This window comes from Bradyrhizobium roseum, assembly GCF_030413175.1.
In the GTDB taxonomy this organism is placed as follows: Bacteria; Pseudomonadota; Alphaproteobacteria; order Rhizobiales; family Xanthobacteraceae; genus Bradyrhizobium; species Bradyrhizobium roseum.
Window position 1 is genome coordinate 5,171,950 of sequence record NZ_CP129212.1, and the last position, 13,826, is coordinate 5,185,775.

Here is a 13,826-nt window from a genome sequence, read left to right on the forward strand (position 1 = left end):
AGCACGAGATTTCGTGATAAACGAGAATTCGTAGTTGAATTACGATTTTTCGGAGTGACCCAATGGATCTGGCGTTGCGTTCGACGGCCGAAACGCACGACGCGGGCCTCCGCGCTGCCGCCTTCGAATTTGGCATCGAGCCCATGTTGCTGCTCGATCCCCACGCCGACCTGATCCTCGACGCCAATCCGGCCGCCTGCACTCTGCTCGGCTATGACCGGGCGCTGCTGCGACAGACCAAGGTCAGCGCGCTGCATAGCGGGCAGTTGCCGGCGCTGATCGTGTTCACGCAGGCCGTGCTCGACAAGGGCGCATACTGGACCAACGCGCTGACCCCGCGTCATGCCACCGGGCAACCCCTCAGGCTCGAATATGCCGGCACCGTACTGCCCGGCGACGACCGCGCGCTGGTGCTGCTCACCATGAGCGACCTCGATGCCCGCCGCCGCCGCTATGTCGATGCGGCCGCCGAAGACCACATGCGCGGCGGCATCGCGACCTGGCAGCGGGTCGAGCGCGTGTTCCAGGATATCGAACGGGAAAACCAGCTGATCCTGCGCGCTGCCGGCGAAGGCATCTACGGCGTGAACGCGGAAGGAAAGACCACCTTCGTCAATCCCGCCGCCGAGCGCATGCTGGGCTGGAGCGCGGAAGAACTCGTCGGCAAGGCCATCCACCCGATCGTTCATCACACCCATCATGACGGACGGCACTACCCGGATCATGACTGCCCGATCTATGCGGCGTTTCGCGACGGCGCGGTGCATCAGGTTGATGGCGAGGTGTTCTGGCGCAAGGACGGCACCCCGGTCTGGGTCGAATATACGTCGACGCCCATTCGTGACCGTGGCGTGGTGGTCGGCGCGGTGATCGTGTTTCGCGACGTCAGCCAGCGCCGCGAGGCCGACGAAAAGCTGCACGCGGCGCTCGCCGAAGTCGACCGCCTGCGCGAGCGGCTGGAGCTGGAAAACGCCTATCTGCAGGAAGAAATCCGCATCGAGACCAATCCGCGCGGCATCATCGGCCAGAGCGAGGCGATCCAGACCACGCTGCGCCAGGTCAAGCTGGTGGCGCCGACCTCGGCAGCCGTGATGATCACGGGCGAGTCCGGCACCGGCAAGGAATTGATCGCGCGCGCCATCCACGAGGCCAGCAGCCGCCGCGACCGGCCGCTGATCCGCGTCAACTGCGCGGCGATCCCGCGCGAACTGTTCGAGAGTGAGTTCTTCGGCCACGTCCGCGGCGCCTTCACCGGCGCGATGCGCGACCGCATCGGCCGCTTCGAACTCGCCAACGGCGGCACGCTCTTCCTCGACGAGGTCGGCGAGATCCCGCTCGAACTGCAAGGCAAGCTGTTGCGCGTGCTGCAGGAGGGCAATTTCGAACGCGTCGGCGAAGAGCGCACCCGCGCGGTCGATGTGCGCCTGATCGCCGCCACCAACCGCGACCTCAAGCAGGAAGTGCAGCGCGGCCGGTTTCGCGAGGATCTCTATTTCCGCCTCAACGTGTTTCCGGTGGAGTCCGTGCCGCTGCGCGAACGCCGCGAGGACATTCCGCTGCTGGCGCAGCACTTCCTGACCAGCAAGGCGCTGAAATCCGAACTGCGGCTGTCCGAGGGGGATGCGCGCAAACTGTCGCGTTACGACTGGCCGGGCAATGTCCGCGAACTGCAGAACGTGATCGAACGCGCCGCGATCCTCGCGCAGAACGGCCGGCTGCGCATCGACCTGCCTGACGTGTCAGGCGCGCCCCCCTCCTCCGGCGCGCCGCATGTGAAAACAGACAGCCGCCCCGCCGTCATGACCGCGTCCGAAATGCGTGCCCACGAACGCGCCAACATCGAGGCGGCGCTTGCGGCCTGCGCCGGCAAAGTGTTCGGCCCCGGCGGCGCCGCCGAGATGCTCGACATCAAGCCGACCACATTGGCCTCACGCCTCAAGGCGCTCGGGATCGCCAATGCGCGCGGTCAGGCGTGGCCATGACCCAAGAAGTCCAGCACAGCGCATTCGGCCCCGTCCCGACAAAGGCATGGGCGGTGTTGGACAAGTGCGGTCGGTTACCGCAATGAAAGCCGGCAGGAAAGTTGACATGATGGATTGCAGCGGCGTCCAGGCTCGACACGCCCCGAGGCGTGGGTTCAAGGCGTGGGTTCCCGGATTTCTAGCGCTTGTCCAACACAACGATCGGATACTGCCAAAGCTTGACAGCGAGGCTCGGCGCCGCACGCTCGACGAGTCCAGCTGCCCGGTAGAAGGCAGACGCCATCAGGTCGCTCCAGATCAGCGTGCGCTCCTCATAACTGCCGATGACATCCCACGGGAGCATCGAGACTTTGCAGTCGGACTCAAACTGTTGCCACCACCCCAGCGGATGAGGGGAGAAGTAAAGGCCGGATTCCTCGACCGCACGCTTGGGGGTAAACATCTTCCGCAAGCGATGGAGCGCACCCGCAGCGAATCTGATCGGTGACTTCGGATTGCTGTAGAGGATCACGATGCGACCGCCCGGCTTCACCAGCCGAATCATCTCGCGGACGGCCTTCTCCTGCATCTGCGCGTCGATATGGTAGATGACGTGGGCAGCGAAGATGCAGTCGAACTGCGAGCTCGCTTCCTCGTGGAGGTCGCAAATCGATCCGAGAATCTTCCGCGCCTTCGGCAGCTTTGTTTCCGAGATATCGAGCGCGGCCTTGGAGATATCCACGCACGCGGCCTGCTCGAACTGGGTTGCGATGGAGACATGGCTTTGAGGCAGATCCCCGCCGCCGACAACAAGAAGCGAGCCGTGCTTGCCAGCAAAGCATCCGATCGTCCGCTCGGTCGTGCTGCCGTGGTACTCGCGATAAGCGGGCCTGAATTGGCGGAATAGCGCATCTTCACCGCCGCTCCAGCCCTTCGTGTCATAAAACGAGCGGACGGAATCCTCGACGTTCGACATACGCACGCACTCCCGACCATGAAATATTACTTCAACTATCGAGATAGGCTATTCCAGGTAGCGGTGCGGGATCAAGTCTGGCAGAGCTGTGGGATCAAGTCTGGCTGACAGGGTTAATGGTGCGACGCGACCAAGGCAGTCGCCAGATGAAGGAACCGCCGATCGACGACTTCTACACCAAGAGAGGACCAATACCGATGAGCATTGCTGATCCCAACAAGACGATCCTGACCGGCGAAAACCCTTTTATCCGCCTGAGCCACAAGGACGGTGAGCCGAACTCGACGGAAGCGAGCTATTGGCGGATCATCTTTTCGCCGGCCGGTCCCGGCCACGTTCTCTACCTGAAGAGCGAGTTGACGGAACAGCGCTGGCGCATCTACTCCGACAATATCGCGATGGCGCGGTGGCTGCAGTCGACCGTTCAGGGCATGCTCAATGCCGAGCTATCGGACACGACGATCCCCTGTGCGGATGCGCAATTCTCCAAGACCGGCGATCCGCGCTACTTCTGGACCGAGCACGTCAAATCGCACGGCGAAGACATCTCGCTGACCTGGTTCGATATCGGCGAGCCGCTGCTGATCCACTCGCAGCCGAACCAGATTCCCGACCGGCGCTACGGCGTGTGCACCGTGCTGATCCCGGCGCTCGGTACCCGCCTTGTCCGCAACGGCGTCGAGGCTGCGGGGCGATCCTGGGCGCGGGAACGTGAAGGACGGCCATTCTCGACGTCGGCATTGGCGTTCTCGGAAAGCTGGACCGAAGCCGTCTGAGGCTGGTCGCGAATCTTTCTGCGTTTTCCGCGAGACGGAAGTCACCTGATCCGTCGCGGACACAGTGCCACACCGCGAGACGGCACGTTCTGCGCTACGGTTGATGCCCAAACAACAAAAAGTACCAAGGGCAGGAAAATGAACAAGCTGACACGGCGAACGTTCGTGACGGGGTCGGCCGCGCTGTTGTGCGCGCCGTCCATTAGGACCGAGGCGCAACCCGCATGGCCGGCAAAATCGATTCGTATCGTGGTGCCCTATCCAGCCGGCGGCCAGACTGACGGCATCGCGCGGGCGTTCGGCGACTACCTCGCACGGCAGGTGGGAAAACCGGTCGTCGTCGAAAACAAGGGCGGTGCCGGCGGCGTCATCGGGGTGTCGGATGCCAAACGCGCAGAACCCGACGGCACCACCATCCTGTGCACGATCTCGTCGTCGCTGATCCAGAACCGCGTCACAGTGAAAGACCTTCCCTACGATCCGGAAAAGGATTTTGTCTATCTGACGATGGTCAGCGGCGCCGGGGGTCCTGTCGTGGCGGCGAAAAAGACGGGAGCCACGAACCTTCGCGAGTTCATCGACTACGCCAACAAGGTCGGCAGCCTGAACTGGGGATCGTACGGCGTGGGTTCGACGCCGCACGTCCTGATCGAGACGGTGGCGAAGCAGTACGGCATCAAGGTTCAGGTCATCCAGTACCGCGGCGAGGCGCCGATGTGGAATGACGTCGCCGGACAGACCCTGGACGGCGCGGCCGGAAGCTATGCCGCGGCAGCGCCCGTCATCCAGGCAGGAACGGGCAACTTGATCGGCGTGGTCGGGACCCGACTGCCGCCCTATCCGGACACGCCGACCATGATCGAACAAGGCGCCGTCGGCGACTTCTACGACCTGCGCGCCTTCACCACCTTCGCGGTGCCGTCAGGCACGCCAAAGGATATCGTGGATCGGCTCTCACCGCTGCTGATCGAGGCGGGAACCGACCCCAAGGTCCGGCAGATGCTGAACAACTTCATCCTGTCGTCCCCGGCCGATTTCGAGACGACGAACCGCATCTTCAAGCGCGACAGCGAAGTGATGCTTCGCATCCTGCGTGATCTCGGCGTCAAGCCTTCGGAGTAGTCGTCAGTAGCGGCGGCCGCCCACCGAGAACGACGACGCCCCCGGCAGCGAGTTGATCTCGCTGTCGATCCGGCCCGTCTGCTGCACGACGCCGACCCCGAGCGACAGGCTGAGATTGGATATCGGCTGAAATTCGACGCCGGCATAGGCGCTGGAAACCGGCAGCGTGCCGGATTTGGAATCGAACGGCGCGAACGCGCTGCTGCCGATACCGCTATTGTATTTCAGCGTATCGACGCCTGCAAAGAACGTGATCGGCGGCCCGCCGCCATTCTTCAGGCTGTAGCCGAACTGCACGCCCTCACTGTAGACCGAGCCGAAACTGCCGAAGGCGCTCTGGCTGAGGCCGCCAAAACCCAAGGTGTTGCGCTGGCTGCCGACAAAAAGCCCGTTCGAGAAGTTGTAGCGCGCGTAGGAAGAGCCGGCGCGGTCGCTGAAGTCAAAGCTCGGAAAGTTCCCATACGCGTTCGGACTCTGGTCGGCCGCCGGATCGCCCGCGAAACTCATCGGCCAGCCCGGGATCCAGTAGCCCACGGGGCCTGTCTGGGCGTGGGCCGTGTGCCCGCCTAGACAGAGTATCGCCAGGACCAGCGCGAAACCTGCTCTGCTTGAAAAAATCGACATCGCCCGACCACCAATTGCGCTGTGATTATATGCTCCTGACCTCAGAAATACCAGAGAAGTCGAACTCGGTTGCCCCCCACAATCCGTTGATTCCACAACGACCTGCCCCGATGCGCCAACGCCGAAAGCGTTCGATCCGAGCATGCAAGGATACAGACGCCAATCGCACCACTTCGCCCGCGGCCGTTGGCTCGCCCCCGTGTTATCACGGAGTCTCAACTTAATGCCGTGTTATGCGCCGGGACGTACAACGAAACTTAATCCCATAGCCAGCCCGCCGACCTGATGGCCGTCAAGGGGCAGATGATCTTGGAGCACGGCCATGAAATTTCGCCTGTCCGTTTCCCATGCAATTTCCCTCTTCGGTATCGTCACCGCGCTGGGCTTTGCCGCCGTTTTCTTCACCAGCGGCTACGCGCTGAATCAGCTGCGTGTCGGAGGCCCGCTGTATAGCCAGATCAAGTCGGGTAACGACCTGATCGCGGACATCCTGCCGCCGCCAGCCTACATGCTGGAAGCCTATCTGGAGGCGACCCTTGCCTTGCAGGAACCTGACACGGTTTCGGCTCGAACGGAGCGTTTGGCCCAGCTGCGCAAGGACTATGACGAGCGTCGCGAGTTCTGGGGAAAATCGGATCTCGACCCGGTGTTAAAGTCGCTCTTGATCGAGAAATCCCACGCCGAAGTGGCGAAGTTCTGGGAGATCACAAACAACGAACTGCTACCGGCGATTGCGACAAAGAAACCCACCGCCGCCGAAATCTACAGGAAGCTGCAATCGGTTTACGCCACGCATCGCGGCATCATCGACACCATCGTGAAGAAGGCGACTGACGGCAACGCGGCCCTGGAAACAACGGCTGCCCAATTGGATACAAAATTCAATGCCATGGTGGTGGCGGTATCCGCCGTGGTGGTGCTGGTCCTCGCGCTGGGCATACTCGGCATTGCGTTCGGCGTCATCAGGCCGATTGTGCGGATGACGACGGTGATGAAACGCCTTGCAGGCGGCGAGTTGGATATCAACGTTCCCTCCGTAGCCCGCCGGGATGAAATCGGATCGATGGCCCAGGCTGTCGAGGTATTCAAGCAGGCAGCGGTGCAAAATCTCCGTTTGCAGGCGGAGCAGGAAAAGGCAACCGAGCAGGCTGCCGTCATGAAGCGAAACGCGTTGCTCGGCATGGCCGAAACCGTCGAACGCGAAACCGGGACCTCCGTTGAATCCGTTGGCGCGGCCACCCGGGAGGTGGCGAATGTCGCCGCAGGATTAACGGACTTGGCATCCAATCTCTCGTCAAACTCCCAGGCGGTTGCTGCCGCCGCCATGCAAGCCCTTGAAAACTCCCAGACCGTTTCGGCGGCGTCCGGGCAGCTGTCTGCTTCGATCCGGGAAATCGGAACCCAGATCCACCGCGCAAGTTCGGTGGCCGGCCATGCCGTTCAAAGCAGCAGGAAAGCCCAGGATACCATCCAGTCGCTGTCGGATGTGGTATCGAAAGTCGCCGAAATGAGTTCCAACATCGGATCCATCGCGAGCCAGACCAATCTGCTTGCGCTGAACGCGACCATCGAAGCGGCGCGCGCCGGCGAGGCAGGCCGAGGCTTCGCGGTTGTCGCCTCGGAAGTCAAAGCGCTTTCTCACCAGACGGCAAATTCGACCGAGGAGATCAATCGTCTGGTAGCTGACATTCGCATCGCCACGCAAGCCACCGCCGATGCCGTTGGCCACATCGGAAACGAAATCAACGAGGTCGATGAAGTTGCCAGCGCCATTGCCGCCGCCATCGAGCAGCAGCAGGCGGCCACGCAGGAAATCGCAAGAAGCATCGAACAGTCGGCCCATTCGAACCGCGAAGTAACGTCCAAGATCGCAAACGTCAGCCACGACGCCGCACAATTGAACGATCGGGCGACCGAGGTTCGGGAGACCATCTCCGGGGCGGCCGACTCGGTTGCCGCCCTACGGACGATACTGGTGAAGGTGGTGCGGAGTTCGTCTGAGGATACCGATCGGCGCGCTTCGGCGCGCTATGGCGTTGACCTTGCGGCCACGGTCGAAGCCGCAGGCAAGAAGGCTTCCTCCCGGGTGCTGGACATCTCTGGAGGCGGGGCAAGAATCTCGGGTGTTTTGGGCCTTGCCGTCAACACCGCCGGAACGATTCAGATCGAGGGCTTGTCGCGGCCGCTTGCCTTTGTCGTTCGTGGCGGGACCTCCAATGTCGCGAACCTCGAACTACGGGCCGAGGGCGAGCTTCGCGAACAATATCTGAGCTGGCTGTCGCGGCTGACCAAGGGACGAGCCGCAGCCTGAGCGTTCGGTTGACACCGCCTGATGACCGCAGGTCTACAGATTCACCGCCAGCCTGCTCGTTATTGGCGGTGAACTCCCTCCATCGGGGGCCCGCTCCTCGATCGGCTGCCACCGATGGAGCGACATTCGCTCACGGACGGTCCTGCCGTTCGTCGGACATTGGCGGCGTCGGCATGACCGCCGCGGACTGGGGAACGCCGCAGGCGAGGAGCGCGGCTCCCTTCAGTTCGCGAGTGGCATGAACCTCAGTGCGACAGGCGCTCCTTCTGAACCGTCAGCGCCACAACCAGTCCCTCCGCGACCCATTCCCGAGAAATGGTGCCCCCAAGCTGTGTTCCGACAGCCCGATTGATCAATTTGCTGCCGAACCCGACACTTCCGCTCGGCGCGTTAACCGAGGGCCCCCCTCGTTCGGTCCATACCAGGACCACTTCCGTAGGATGAGGCGCGCTGGATATGTCGAGAGTACCGGCCGACGACGAGAGCGCACCGTATTTCAGGGAGTTTGTGGCCAGTTCGTGAATCACCAAAGCAAGGGTCGTTGCAGACGCCTCGCTGACGGCCATACGCGGCACGGATACCCTCACCCGACCGCTAAACGCGCCCATATCATCGTAAGGTGCCAGCAACACGGAGATCAAATCTCCCAACAGGGCGTCTTTCTTCTCTTCGCCGGGAAGCGGACGGACGAGATCGTGAGCCCGTCCAAGAGCAGTCAGGCGTTGCGTGAGTTCACGAACCATATCCGAAGCGGTTTCAGTGGACCGTGACGTGAGAGCCGCCAAACCCGCAGCGATCGCCAGCAAGTTTTTAACGCGGTGGCTCATCTCGCCTGCAAGGAGCTCATTGGCCTCCTCGACCTGCTTCCGGCCGGTGACATCCAGGAATATTCCCAGCATGATCCGTCCGACAATCCCGGCATCGCTTCCCTGGCCACGTGCCGATATCCAACGAACCTCCTTCTCAATCATGATCCGAAAATCAATCTCGTAAGGGCCATGGATACTTCGCGTTGCGTTAAACGCAGCCTTGACCCGGTCCCGGTCGGCCGGGTGAATTTTGCTGGAAAGCTCTTCAAATGTCACGGTCTCGCTAGCCGGCACCGCCCAAAGTTCGAAGGCCCCATCATCCATCGTGAAGCGGTCGGTGTCCACGTTCCAGGTCCAAAGCGCAACACCACCGGCTTCCAATGCAAGCAAGACCTGCTTTGCTGACCATCGCTCCTCTAATAATGTTGCTATGGGCAAGGATGAATCCCTTTCGTGCAGCGAGGGCGAGTACGAAGTAGCTGTCGGCAGTAAAAGCGCAGAGACCTGGCGACGTCACGGCTGCTTGAACAACTGGTCGTTTCTGGCGCGCCACTTTTCGTCCGTCAGCCAGTTGTATTGCTGGTCGGCCATGACAGGTATGGCCGTCACCGCTTCCTTGGTAACGAGGAGATAGAAGCTTGACCTGTCCTGTGAGACCTTCATCAACTTGAGCGGTACAACGAGGCTGTCTTTCCCTGCTGTAAAGAATCCACCGGAAGCTACGATGACATAGTCCCGGCCATCCCTGGTGCCGAACACAATATTCCTGACCTCGCCCACGATCTTGTCATCCGAGCTTCGAACTTCCGCGCCTACGATTTCATCTGATCTCAAGCCCGGAGCCAGCTCGCTGATTTGGATCAGGGGTTTTGCATCCCTGTTGCCCCGGGTTCCCAAAGCAGCCCCGCGCTGAACTTTGGGTTCGCTAGCGCTGGTCTGCTTCTCTGCTTCATCCTCGTCGTTGTCTCCCAGAGAGCCCATGGGGGGACCGGCGATCAGTTCGCGGATGTTTGCCAACAGCCGCTCGCAATCATCATGACGCCCGTAAGCCCGAAGGGTAAACGCAGCGTCTCTGAGACTCCGCAAATCGCGGACCGATTGACTATTGGCCGGACCGTGGAGCCGGGGATTTTGCAGAATGGCCTCTTCAAGACCAGCGTCGGCGATCTGGCAGTCGGCTTTGCACTGCGCAATGAAAACTGCACTGAGAAATGTTGCGAAGGCTAATTTCAAGATCAAAGAACGCTCCTCGGTTAGGAAACTGATCACTGCGCCAGAAGTACATTTGTAATCTGGCGGCGCCGGGTGCACTTTCAGGGTGCGGTTTCCTGGCTTGAGGGCGGAGCAACCAACGACCGCAACTCGCTGATCATGCCAGGCACAGAATAGGGCTTCGAAAAGAAGCGCGTCTCCGACGGCATATCCGCATCATTCAAACGGGTTTTACCGGAAACGATGATGATCTTGATGGGCGGCCACCGATGCCGGACGGCGTGAGACAGCTTTAGTCCGTCCATCGTTCCCGGCATATCGACATCCGTAAAAATCACGGCGATGTCGGCTCGGGATTCCAGTACCAGAATGGCCTCGTCGGCGTTCGCCGCCTCGACTGCAACAAAGCCCGCTTCTTCTACCACCTCGACCGCGATCAGCCTGAGGAGCCAATCATCCTCCACAACCAGCACGACGGGAACAGCATTGCTGCTCATTGCGTTTCCCCAAGCTGGAGCCGAGGGAGAAACGAACGAGATGTGGCTGAAGTTGAACATGAAAATTTCGCCTGCGTGCCAATGCACGCTGCGGCCATCTTGAACCGACTTTTTCCTGGAGGTCGATCAACAACACTCTCGGCGACCAGCCGTTCCAGCAGACGAACGATTATATCCACCGCAACCGCAGCTTTGGACCGCGCAAGGCAGAGGGAAACGTAGCTTGGCAGGGCGGCGAGACGTTGTTGTTGCGTAAATAAAGCACCAGCGCCAACGTCGAGCGGCGGAACCAATGGAACCTACCGATTCACGCCTAGTTGTTCATGTGTAGGTCGATTGTTCAGCAAGGGTCTTTCCATTGTGGCAAGAGCCTTGCGCTTCCAGCAACGGGATAGCCCGTCAATGAAGTTTGGTCAGCAATGAAAGACTTTTCGAACGCATCGTTTCCGCCTGAAACGATAACGCTGATGCAAATCGCTCTCGAGGCCGCCGTCGCTTCGCTGCCAGAGCCGGTCAGCACGTCACACGTGCAAGCTATCGCTGAATCGATTCTGCGCTCGGCCAAGGAAGGCGAAAGAGATCCATCAGCGTTACAAAGAATGGCACTCATCGAGCTGCAAATATCGCGGCGTTGAGTGCCATTCGGCTGCAGTCCGCCCAGGCGGATCGGACTGCAGCAGAATCGAGCGCAGCTTACGCCGCCTTGGTGGTCAGTTCGGCCTCGATCGGCAGCCCCTCCTCGATCGGCAGCGAGGGATCGCGTGACCATTCGTTCCACGAGCCGAAATACATCCGCACGTCCTTCACACCGGCATTCTTCAGCGCGAGGAACGTGTTCGAGGCGCGCGCGCCCTTGAAGCAGTAGAGATAGACGGTCGTGCTTGGCGTGATGCCGACGGTGGCGCACTCCGCCAGGATCTCGTTCTTGGACTTGAAGCGCGGCCCCTCGGCCGTCGGCTTCATCATGCGATACCATTCCAGCCACACCGCGCCGGGAATCCGTCCCTTGCGTGGGCAGAAATCCTTCCCGTACGGCGACGAACTCTCGCCGATCCACTCGTCGATGTCGCGCACGTCGAGCAGCGCGATGCCGGGCTTGCCGACCGCGGCGAGCATGGTTTTTGCGTCGATCAGGATATCGCCGGCTTCCGGCACCACCGTGAACGAAGCCTTCGCCGGCGACGGCACGTCGGTGGTGACCGGCAGGCCCGCCGCCGTCCAGGCGTCGTAGCCGCCATGCAGCACCTTGACCTTGGGATAGCCCAGCATGGTCAGCAGATAATAGCCGCGGCAGGATTGGCCGAAACCGGAATTCATCGACTGCTCATAAATGACGGCGGTCTCCTTGCCGGAAAGTCCGGCGGCGCCGAACGCGTCGGCGAATTTCGTCTTCAACTCCGCCATGCCCTCGGGCGTCGAAGTCGCCAGATACGTGAAGATCTCATGGACGTTGACGGCGCCGGGAAGATGGCCCGCGCCGTAGGCGTCGGGATTGCGGGTATCGATGATGACACACGGCTCTTTTGTGAGGAATTCCGCGAGTTCGCCGGCAGTAATCAGAACGTCCGTCATGGCAGGCCTCTCCTGTTCAGGTGGTTGCGGGTTGGGTCGAAACGGAAATCCCTCTATCGCTCGTCGCCGGCCAGCATCTTGCGAAGCTGTTTGGTGGCGGGCGTGACGATGGCGACGAAATAGGCCTCGCGCAGCCGGCGTTGCGCGCGGTGGCCCTTCAGGTAGCCGCGCGCGCCGCAGTGGAGCATCGCGGCATGCGCCGCCGCGACGCTGGCGTCACCGGCCCGCAGCCGCAGCGCCACGACGCGCCGCCAATAGCTGTCGTCGGCATTGTAGGGATCGCACGCCAGCGCCATCGCCTCCTTCTCGAATTCGGAATGGAGTTCGCGGAACTGCACCGGCTGCTGCGGCAGATAACGGTTGACGTGGCCGAGCGGCGCGTCGACCTCGTCCATGATCTGGATGCAATCCTTGATCAGGCCGAGCGCCATGCCGGCCTGCAGCAGGATGAAGCCGGCGCGGATCTTCTTGACGAACGGTCCAGCCGGCTCGGCCAGGATCAATTCATCCGGCACGAACACGTCGCGGAACTGCACGCCGTAAGTGCCGGTGCCGTCCATCGCGAGGAACGGCTTGCAGGGCTGCAGGGTGATCGCGGGATCGGCGCAGTCGGCCAAAAACATCACGATGCCGCCGCCCTCATCCTCGCGCTCAAAGATGGTGCCGAAGTAATGGTCCGCGCCGAGATTGGACACCCAGGGCAGCGCGCCGCGCACGACATAACCGCCCTCGACCTTGCGCCCTTTCAGCTTGAGTTTTTCGATGCCGAAAAAACTCTTCATCGGGTTCGACAGCCCGGTGCCGCCGAGAATTTCGCCGCTGGCAAACTTGTCGGCGAATTTGGCGACGAGTGCTGGATTGTCCGAGTTCGACGCGTACCAGACCAGCGTGTTCTGGCACCACGCCATGAAGGCGCTGGCGCCGCAGACTTCGCCGATGGAAGCGATCGATTGAATGGCGCAGCGCAGATCGGCTGCGCCATTCGCTGGCTGGTGACTGCCCCATGCACCGGCCTCGCCGAGCTTTCGGAGCAATGCATCGGGGTAGAGCGTACCTTCGTCGATCGCCAGGGCGTGGGGGGCGAGTTCCTTGCGCGCGATCTCCGCGACCTTGTCGGCGATCGACACCGATGGAAGGGTTTCGTCGCTTACGAGCCGGGATACCGCCAGTGAACCCATCAAACCCTCCACACCCCAATGACCAAGTGTATTCGCCTGGCGTCGTTGCCCTGCGTTGCTGCGTTACGCGGTGACTTCGAGATTCACGGGCCGCGTAAAGGTGTTGGCGACCGGCGACCATTTCTGGACGTGCGTCACCAGCGCATCGATCTCGCTCTTTGGAATGCCCTCGCATTCCATGTCGACCTTGACGCGGACGTCCGTGAAGCCGACTGGCTTCTCACTGACGTCGCCGGTGCCCCACACCGCCGTGATGTTGAGGTCGCCCTCGAGCTCGAGCTCGAGCTTGTTGACAATCCAGCCGCGGTGCACGGCGTTGGCATGCAGACCGACCGCAAGGCACGAGCCCAGCGCGGCCAGCGAGGCTTCCGACGGATTGGGCGCTGTGTCGTCGCCCAGCAGGCCCGGCGGCTCGTCGACGATATAGGGCGCGAGGTTGCGGATATAGTTGGCGTGGCGGAACTTGCCTTCCGCCACCGTCTTGCACTTCAAGGTCTTGATGACCTTCGGATTGGCCTTGCCGTTGATGATGAGCTGCTCCAGCCCATTTTTGTCGATCGGCGCCAGGCAGCCTGTTAGCACCGTTTTCTGAGCGACCGCGGTCATCTTTTCTCTCCCTCGGTAGGATACCGAACGTTCTGTTTCCTGCATGAAGCGTGCCAGAGCCGGCCGAAATCAAAAGCCGAACCTCTCTCGCCGCTTAGCCGCGCCTGCCCGGAAATTGATCAGCGCCGCGCTGCACAGGCGCGAAGCAATTGCCGCATAGGTGCGATTACTTTCCGCGCAAA

Annotated in this window: 13 protein-coding genes; 5 read left to right on the forward strand and 8 right to left on the reverse strand. The window is 61.5% G+C overall.

What is annotated here, in order from left to right; all coding sequences use genetic code 11:
* Positions 1–62 precede the first annotated feature (62 nt).
* Positions 63–1,982, forward strand: a complete 1,920-nt coding sequence (locus tag QUH67_RS24585; RefSeq protein ID WP_300941965.1) for a sigma 54-interacting transcriptional regulator — start codon at positions 63–65, stop codon at positions 1,980–1,982.
* Positions 1,983–2,160: 178 nt separating this feature from the next.
* Here QUH67_RS24585 and QUH67_RS24590 read toward each other — a convergent pair whose 3' ends face one another.
* Positions 2,161–2,937, reverse strand: a complete 777-nt coding sequence (locus QUH67_RS24590) for a class I SAM-dependent methyltransferase (protein WP_300941966.1) — start codon at positions 2,935–2,937, stop codon at positions 2,161–2,163.
* 146 nt (positions 2,938–3,083) lie between these two features.
* Here QUH67_RS24590 and QUH67_RS24595 point away from each other — a divergent pair, with 146 nt between their 5' ends.
* Positions 3,084–3,713: a hypothetical protein gene (locus QUH67_RS24595; protein ID WP_300941967.1), complete on the forward strand. Its 630-nt coding sequence runs from the start codon at positions 3,084–3,086 to the stop codon at positions 3,711–3,713.
* 138 nt (positions 3,714–3,851) lie between these two features.
* Complete coding sequence (locus QUH67_RS24600) at positions 3,852–4,835, forward strand: Bug family tripartite tricarboxylate transporter substrate binding protein (RefSeq protein WP_300941968.1); 984 nt, start codon at positions 3,852–3,854, stop codon at positions 4,833–4,835.
* Positions 4,836–4,838: 3 nt separating this feature from the next.
* Here QUH67_RS24600 and QUH67_RS24605 read toward each other — a convergent pair whose 3' ends face one another.
* Entirely contained in the window at positions 4,839–5,369 is a 531-nt protein-coding gene (locus tag QUH67_RS24605; protein WP_320416094.1) for a hypothetical protein, read from the reverse strand.
* A 412-nt stretch (positions 5,370–5,781) separates the two neighbouring features.
* Here QUH67_RS24605 and QUH67_RS24610 point away from each other — a divergent pair, with 412 nt between their 5' ends.
* The gene (locus QUH67_RS24610; RefSeq protein ID WP_300941970.1) at positions 5,782–7,770 is read left to right on the forward strand and encodes a methyl-accepting chemotaxis protein; all 1,989 of its coding nucleotides are present in this window, start codon (positions 5,782–5,784) and stop codon (positions 7,768–7,770) included.
* 245 nt (positions 7,771–8,015) lie between these two features.
* On the opposite strand, the gene QUH67_RS24615 is transcribed toward QUH67_RS24610, so the two are convergent.
* The 3 genes from QUH67_RS24615 to QUH67_RS24625 form a co-directional block, all read right to left on the reverse strand.
* Complete coding sequence (locus QUH67_RS24615; protein ID WP_407080350.1) at positions 8,016–9,017, reverse strand: sensor histidine kinase; 1,002 nt, start codon at positions 9,015–9,017, stop codon at positions 8,016–8,018.
* A gap of 75 nt (positions 9,018–9,092) precedes the next feature.
* Positions 9,093–9,818 carry a PRC-barrel domain-containing protein gene (locus QUH67_RS24620; protein ID WP_407080351.1) on the reverse strand — a complete coding sequence of 242 codons (726 nt, stop codon included), beginning with the start codon at positions 9,816–9,818 and terminating at the stop codon, positions 9,093–9,095.
* A 74-nt stretch (positions 9,819–9,892) separates the two neighbouring features.
* A complete protein-coding gene (locus tag QUH67_RS24625; protein ID WP_300941971.1) occupies positions 9,893–10,348 on the reverse strand; it encodes a response regulator in 456 nt (151 codons plus the stop codon).
* A 359-nt stretch (positions 10,349–10,707) separates the two neighbouring features.
* Here QUH67_RS24625 and QUH67_RS24630 point away from each other — a divergent pair, with 359 nt between their 5' ends.
* A complete protein-coding gene (locus QUH67_RS24630; RefSeq protein WP_300941972.1) occupies positions 10,708–10,923 on the forward strand; it encodes a hypothetical protein in 216 nt (71 codons plus the stop codon).
* Positions 10,924–10,981: 58 nt separating this feature from the next.
* On the opposite strand, the gene QUH67_RS24635 is transcribed toward QUH67_RS24630, so the two are convergent.
* The 3 genes from QUH67_RS24635 to QUH67_RS24645 all read right to left on the reverse strand — a co-directional run bounded on the left by QUH67_RS24635 (position 10,982) and on the right by QUH67_RS24645 (position 13,644).
* Complete coding sequence (locus QUH67_RS24635) at positions 10,982–11,860, reverse strand: sulfurtransferase (protein WP_300941973.1); 879 nt, start codon at positions 11,858–11,860, stop codon at positions 10,982–10,984.
* A gap of 53 nt (positions 11,861–11,913) precedes the next feature.
* Positions 11,914–13,038, reverse strand: coding sequence for an acyl-CoA dehydrogenase family protein (locus tag QUH67_RS24640; protein ID WP_300941974.1), 1,125 nt, complete (start codon positions 13,036–13,038; stop codon positions 11,914–11,916).
* Between the two features lie 63 nt (positions 13,039–13,101).
* Entirely contained in the window at positions 13,102–13,644 is a 543-nt protein-coding gene (locus QUH67_RS24645) for an OsmC family protein (protein WP_300941975.1), read from the reverse strand.
* Positions 13,645–13,826 lie beyond the last annotated feature (182 nt).

What these genes read in the sequence shown, in the direction of transcription:
- QUH67_RS24645 (WP_300941975.1), bottom strand. Translation starts at nt 13,644, where the DNA reads ATGACCGCGGTCGCTCAGAAAACGGTGCTAACAGGCTGCCTGGCGCCG.
- QUH67_RS24595 (WP_300941967.1), top strand. Translation starts at nt 3,084, where the DNA reads ATGAAGGAACCGCCGATCGACGACTTCTACACCAAGAGAGGACCAATA.
- QUH67_RS24625 (WP_300941971.1), bottom strand. Translation starts at nt 10,348, where the DNA reads ATGTTCAACTTCAGCCACATCTCGTTCGTTTCTCCCTCGGCTCCAGCT.
- QUH67_RS24585 (WP_300941965.1), top strand. Translation starts at nt 63, where the DNA reads ATGGATCTGGCGTTGCGTTCGACGGCCGAAACGCACGACGCGGGCCTC.
- QUH67_RS24635 (WP_300941973.1), bottom strand. Translation starts at nt 11,860, where the DNA reads ATGACGGACGTTCTGATTACTGCCGGCGAACTCGCGGAATTCCTCACA.
- QUH67_RS24610 (WP_300941970.1), top strand. Translation starts at nt 5,782, where the DNA reads ATGAAATTTCGCCTGTCCGTTTCCCATGCAATTTCCCTCTTCGGTATC.
- QUH67_RS24600 (WP_300941968.1), top strand. Translation starts at nt 3,852, where the DNA reads ATGAACAAGCTGACACGGCGAACGTTCGTGACGGGGTCGGCCGCGCTG.
- QUH67_RS24640 (WP_300941974.1), bottom strand. Translation starts at nt 13,038, where the DNA reads ATGGGTTCACTGGCGGTATCCCGGCTCGTAAGCGACGAAACCCTTCCA.
- QUH67_RS24630 (WP_300941972.1), top strand. Translation starts at nt 10,708, where the DNA reads ATGAAAGACTTTTCGAACGCATCGTTTCCGCCTGAAACGATAACGCTG.
- QUH67_RS24590 (WP_300941966.1), bottom strand. Translation starts at nt 2,937, where the DNA reads ATGTCGAACGTCGAGGATTCCGTCCGCTCGTTTTATGACACGAAGGGC.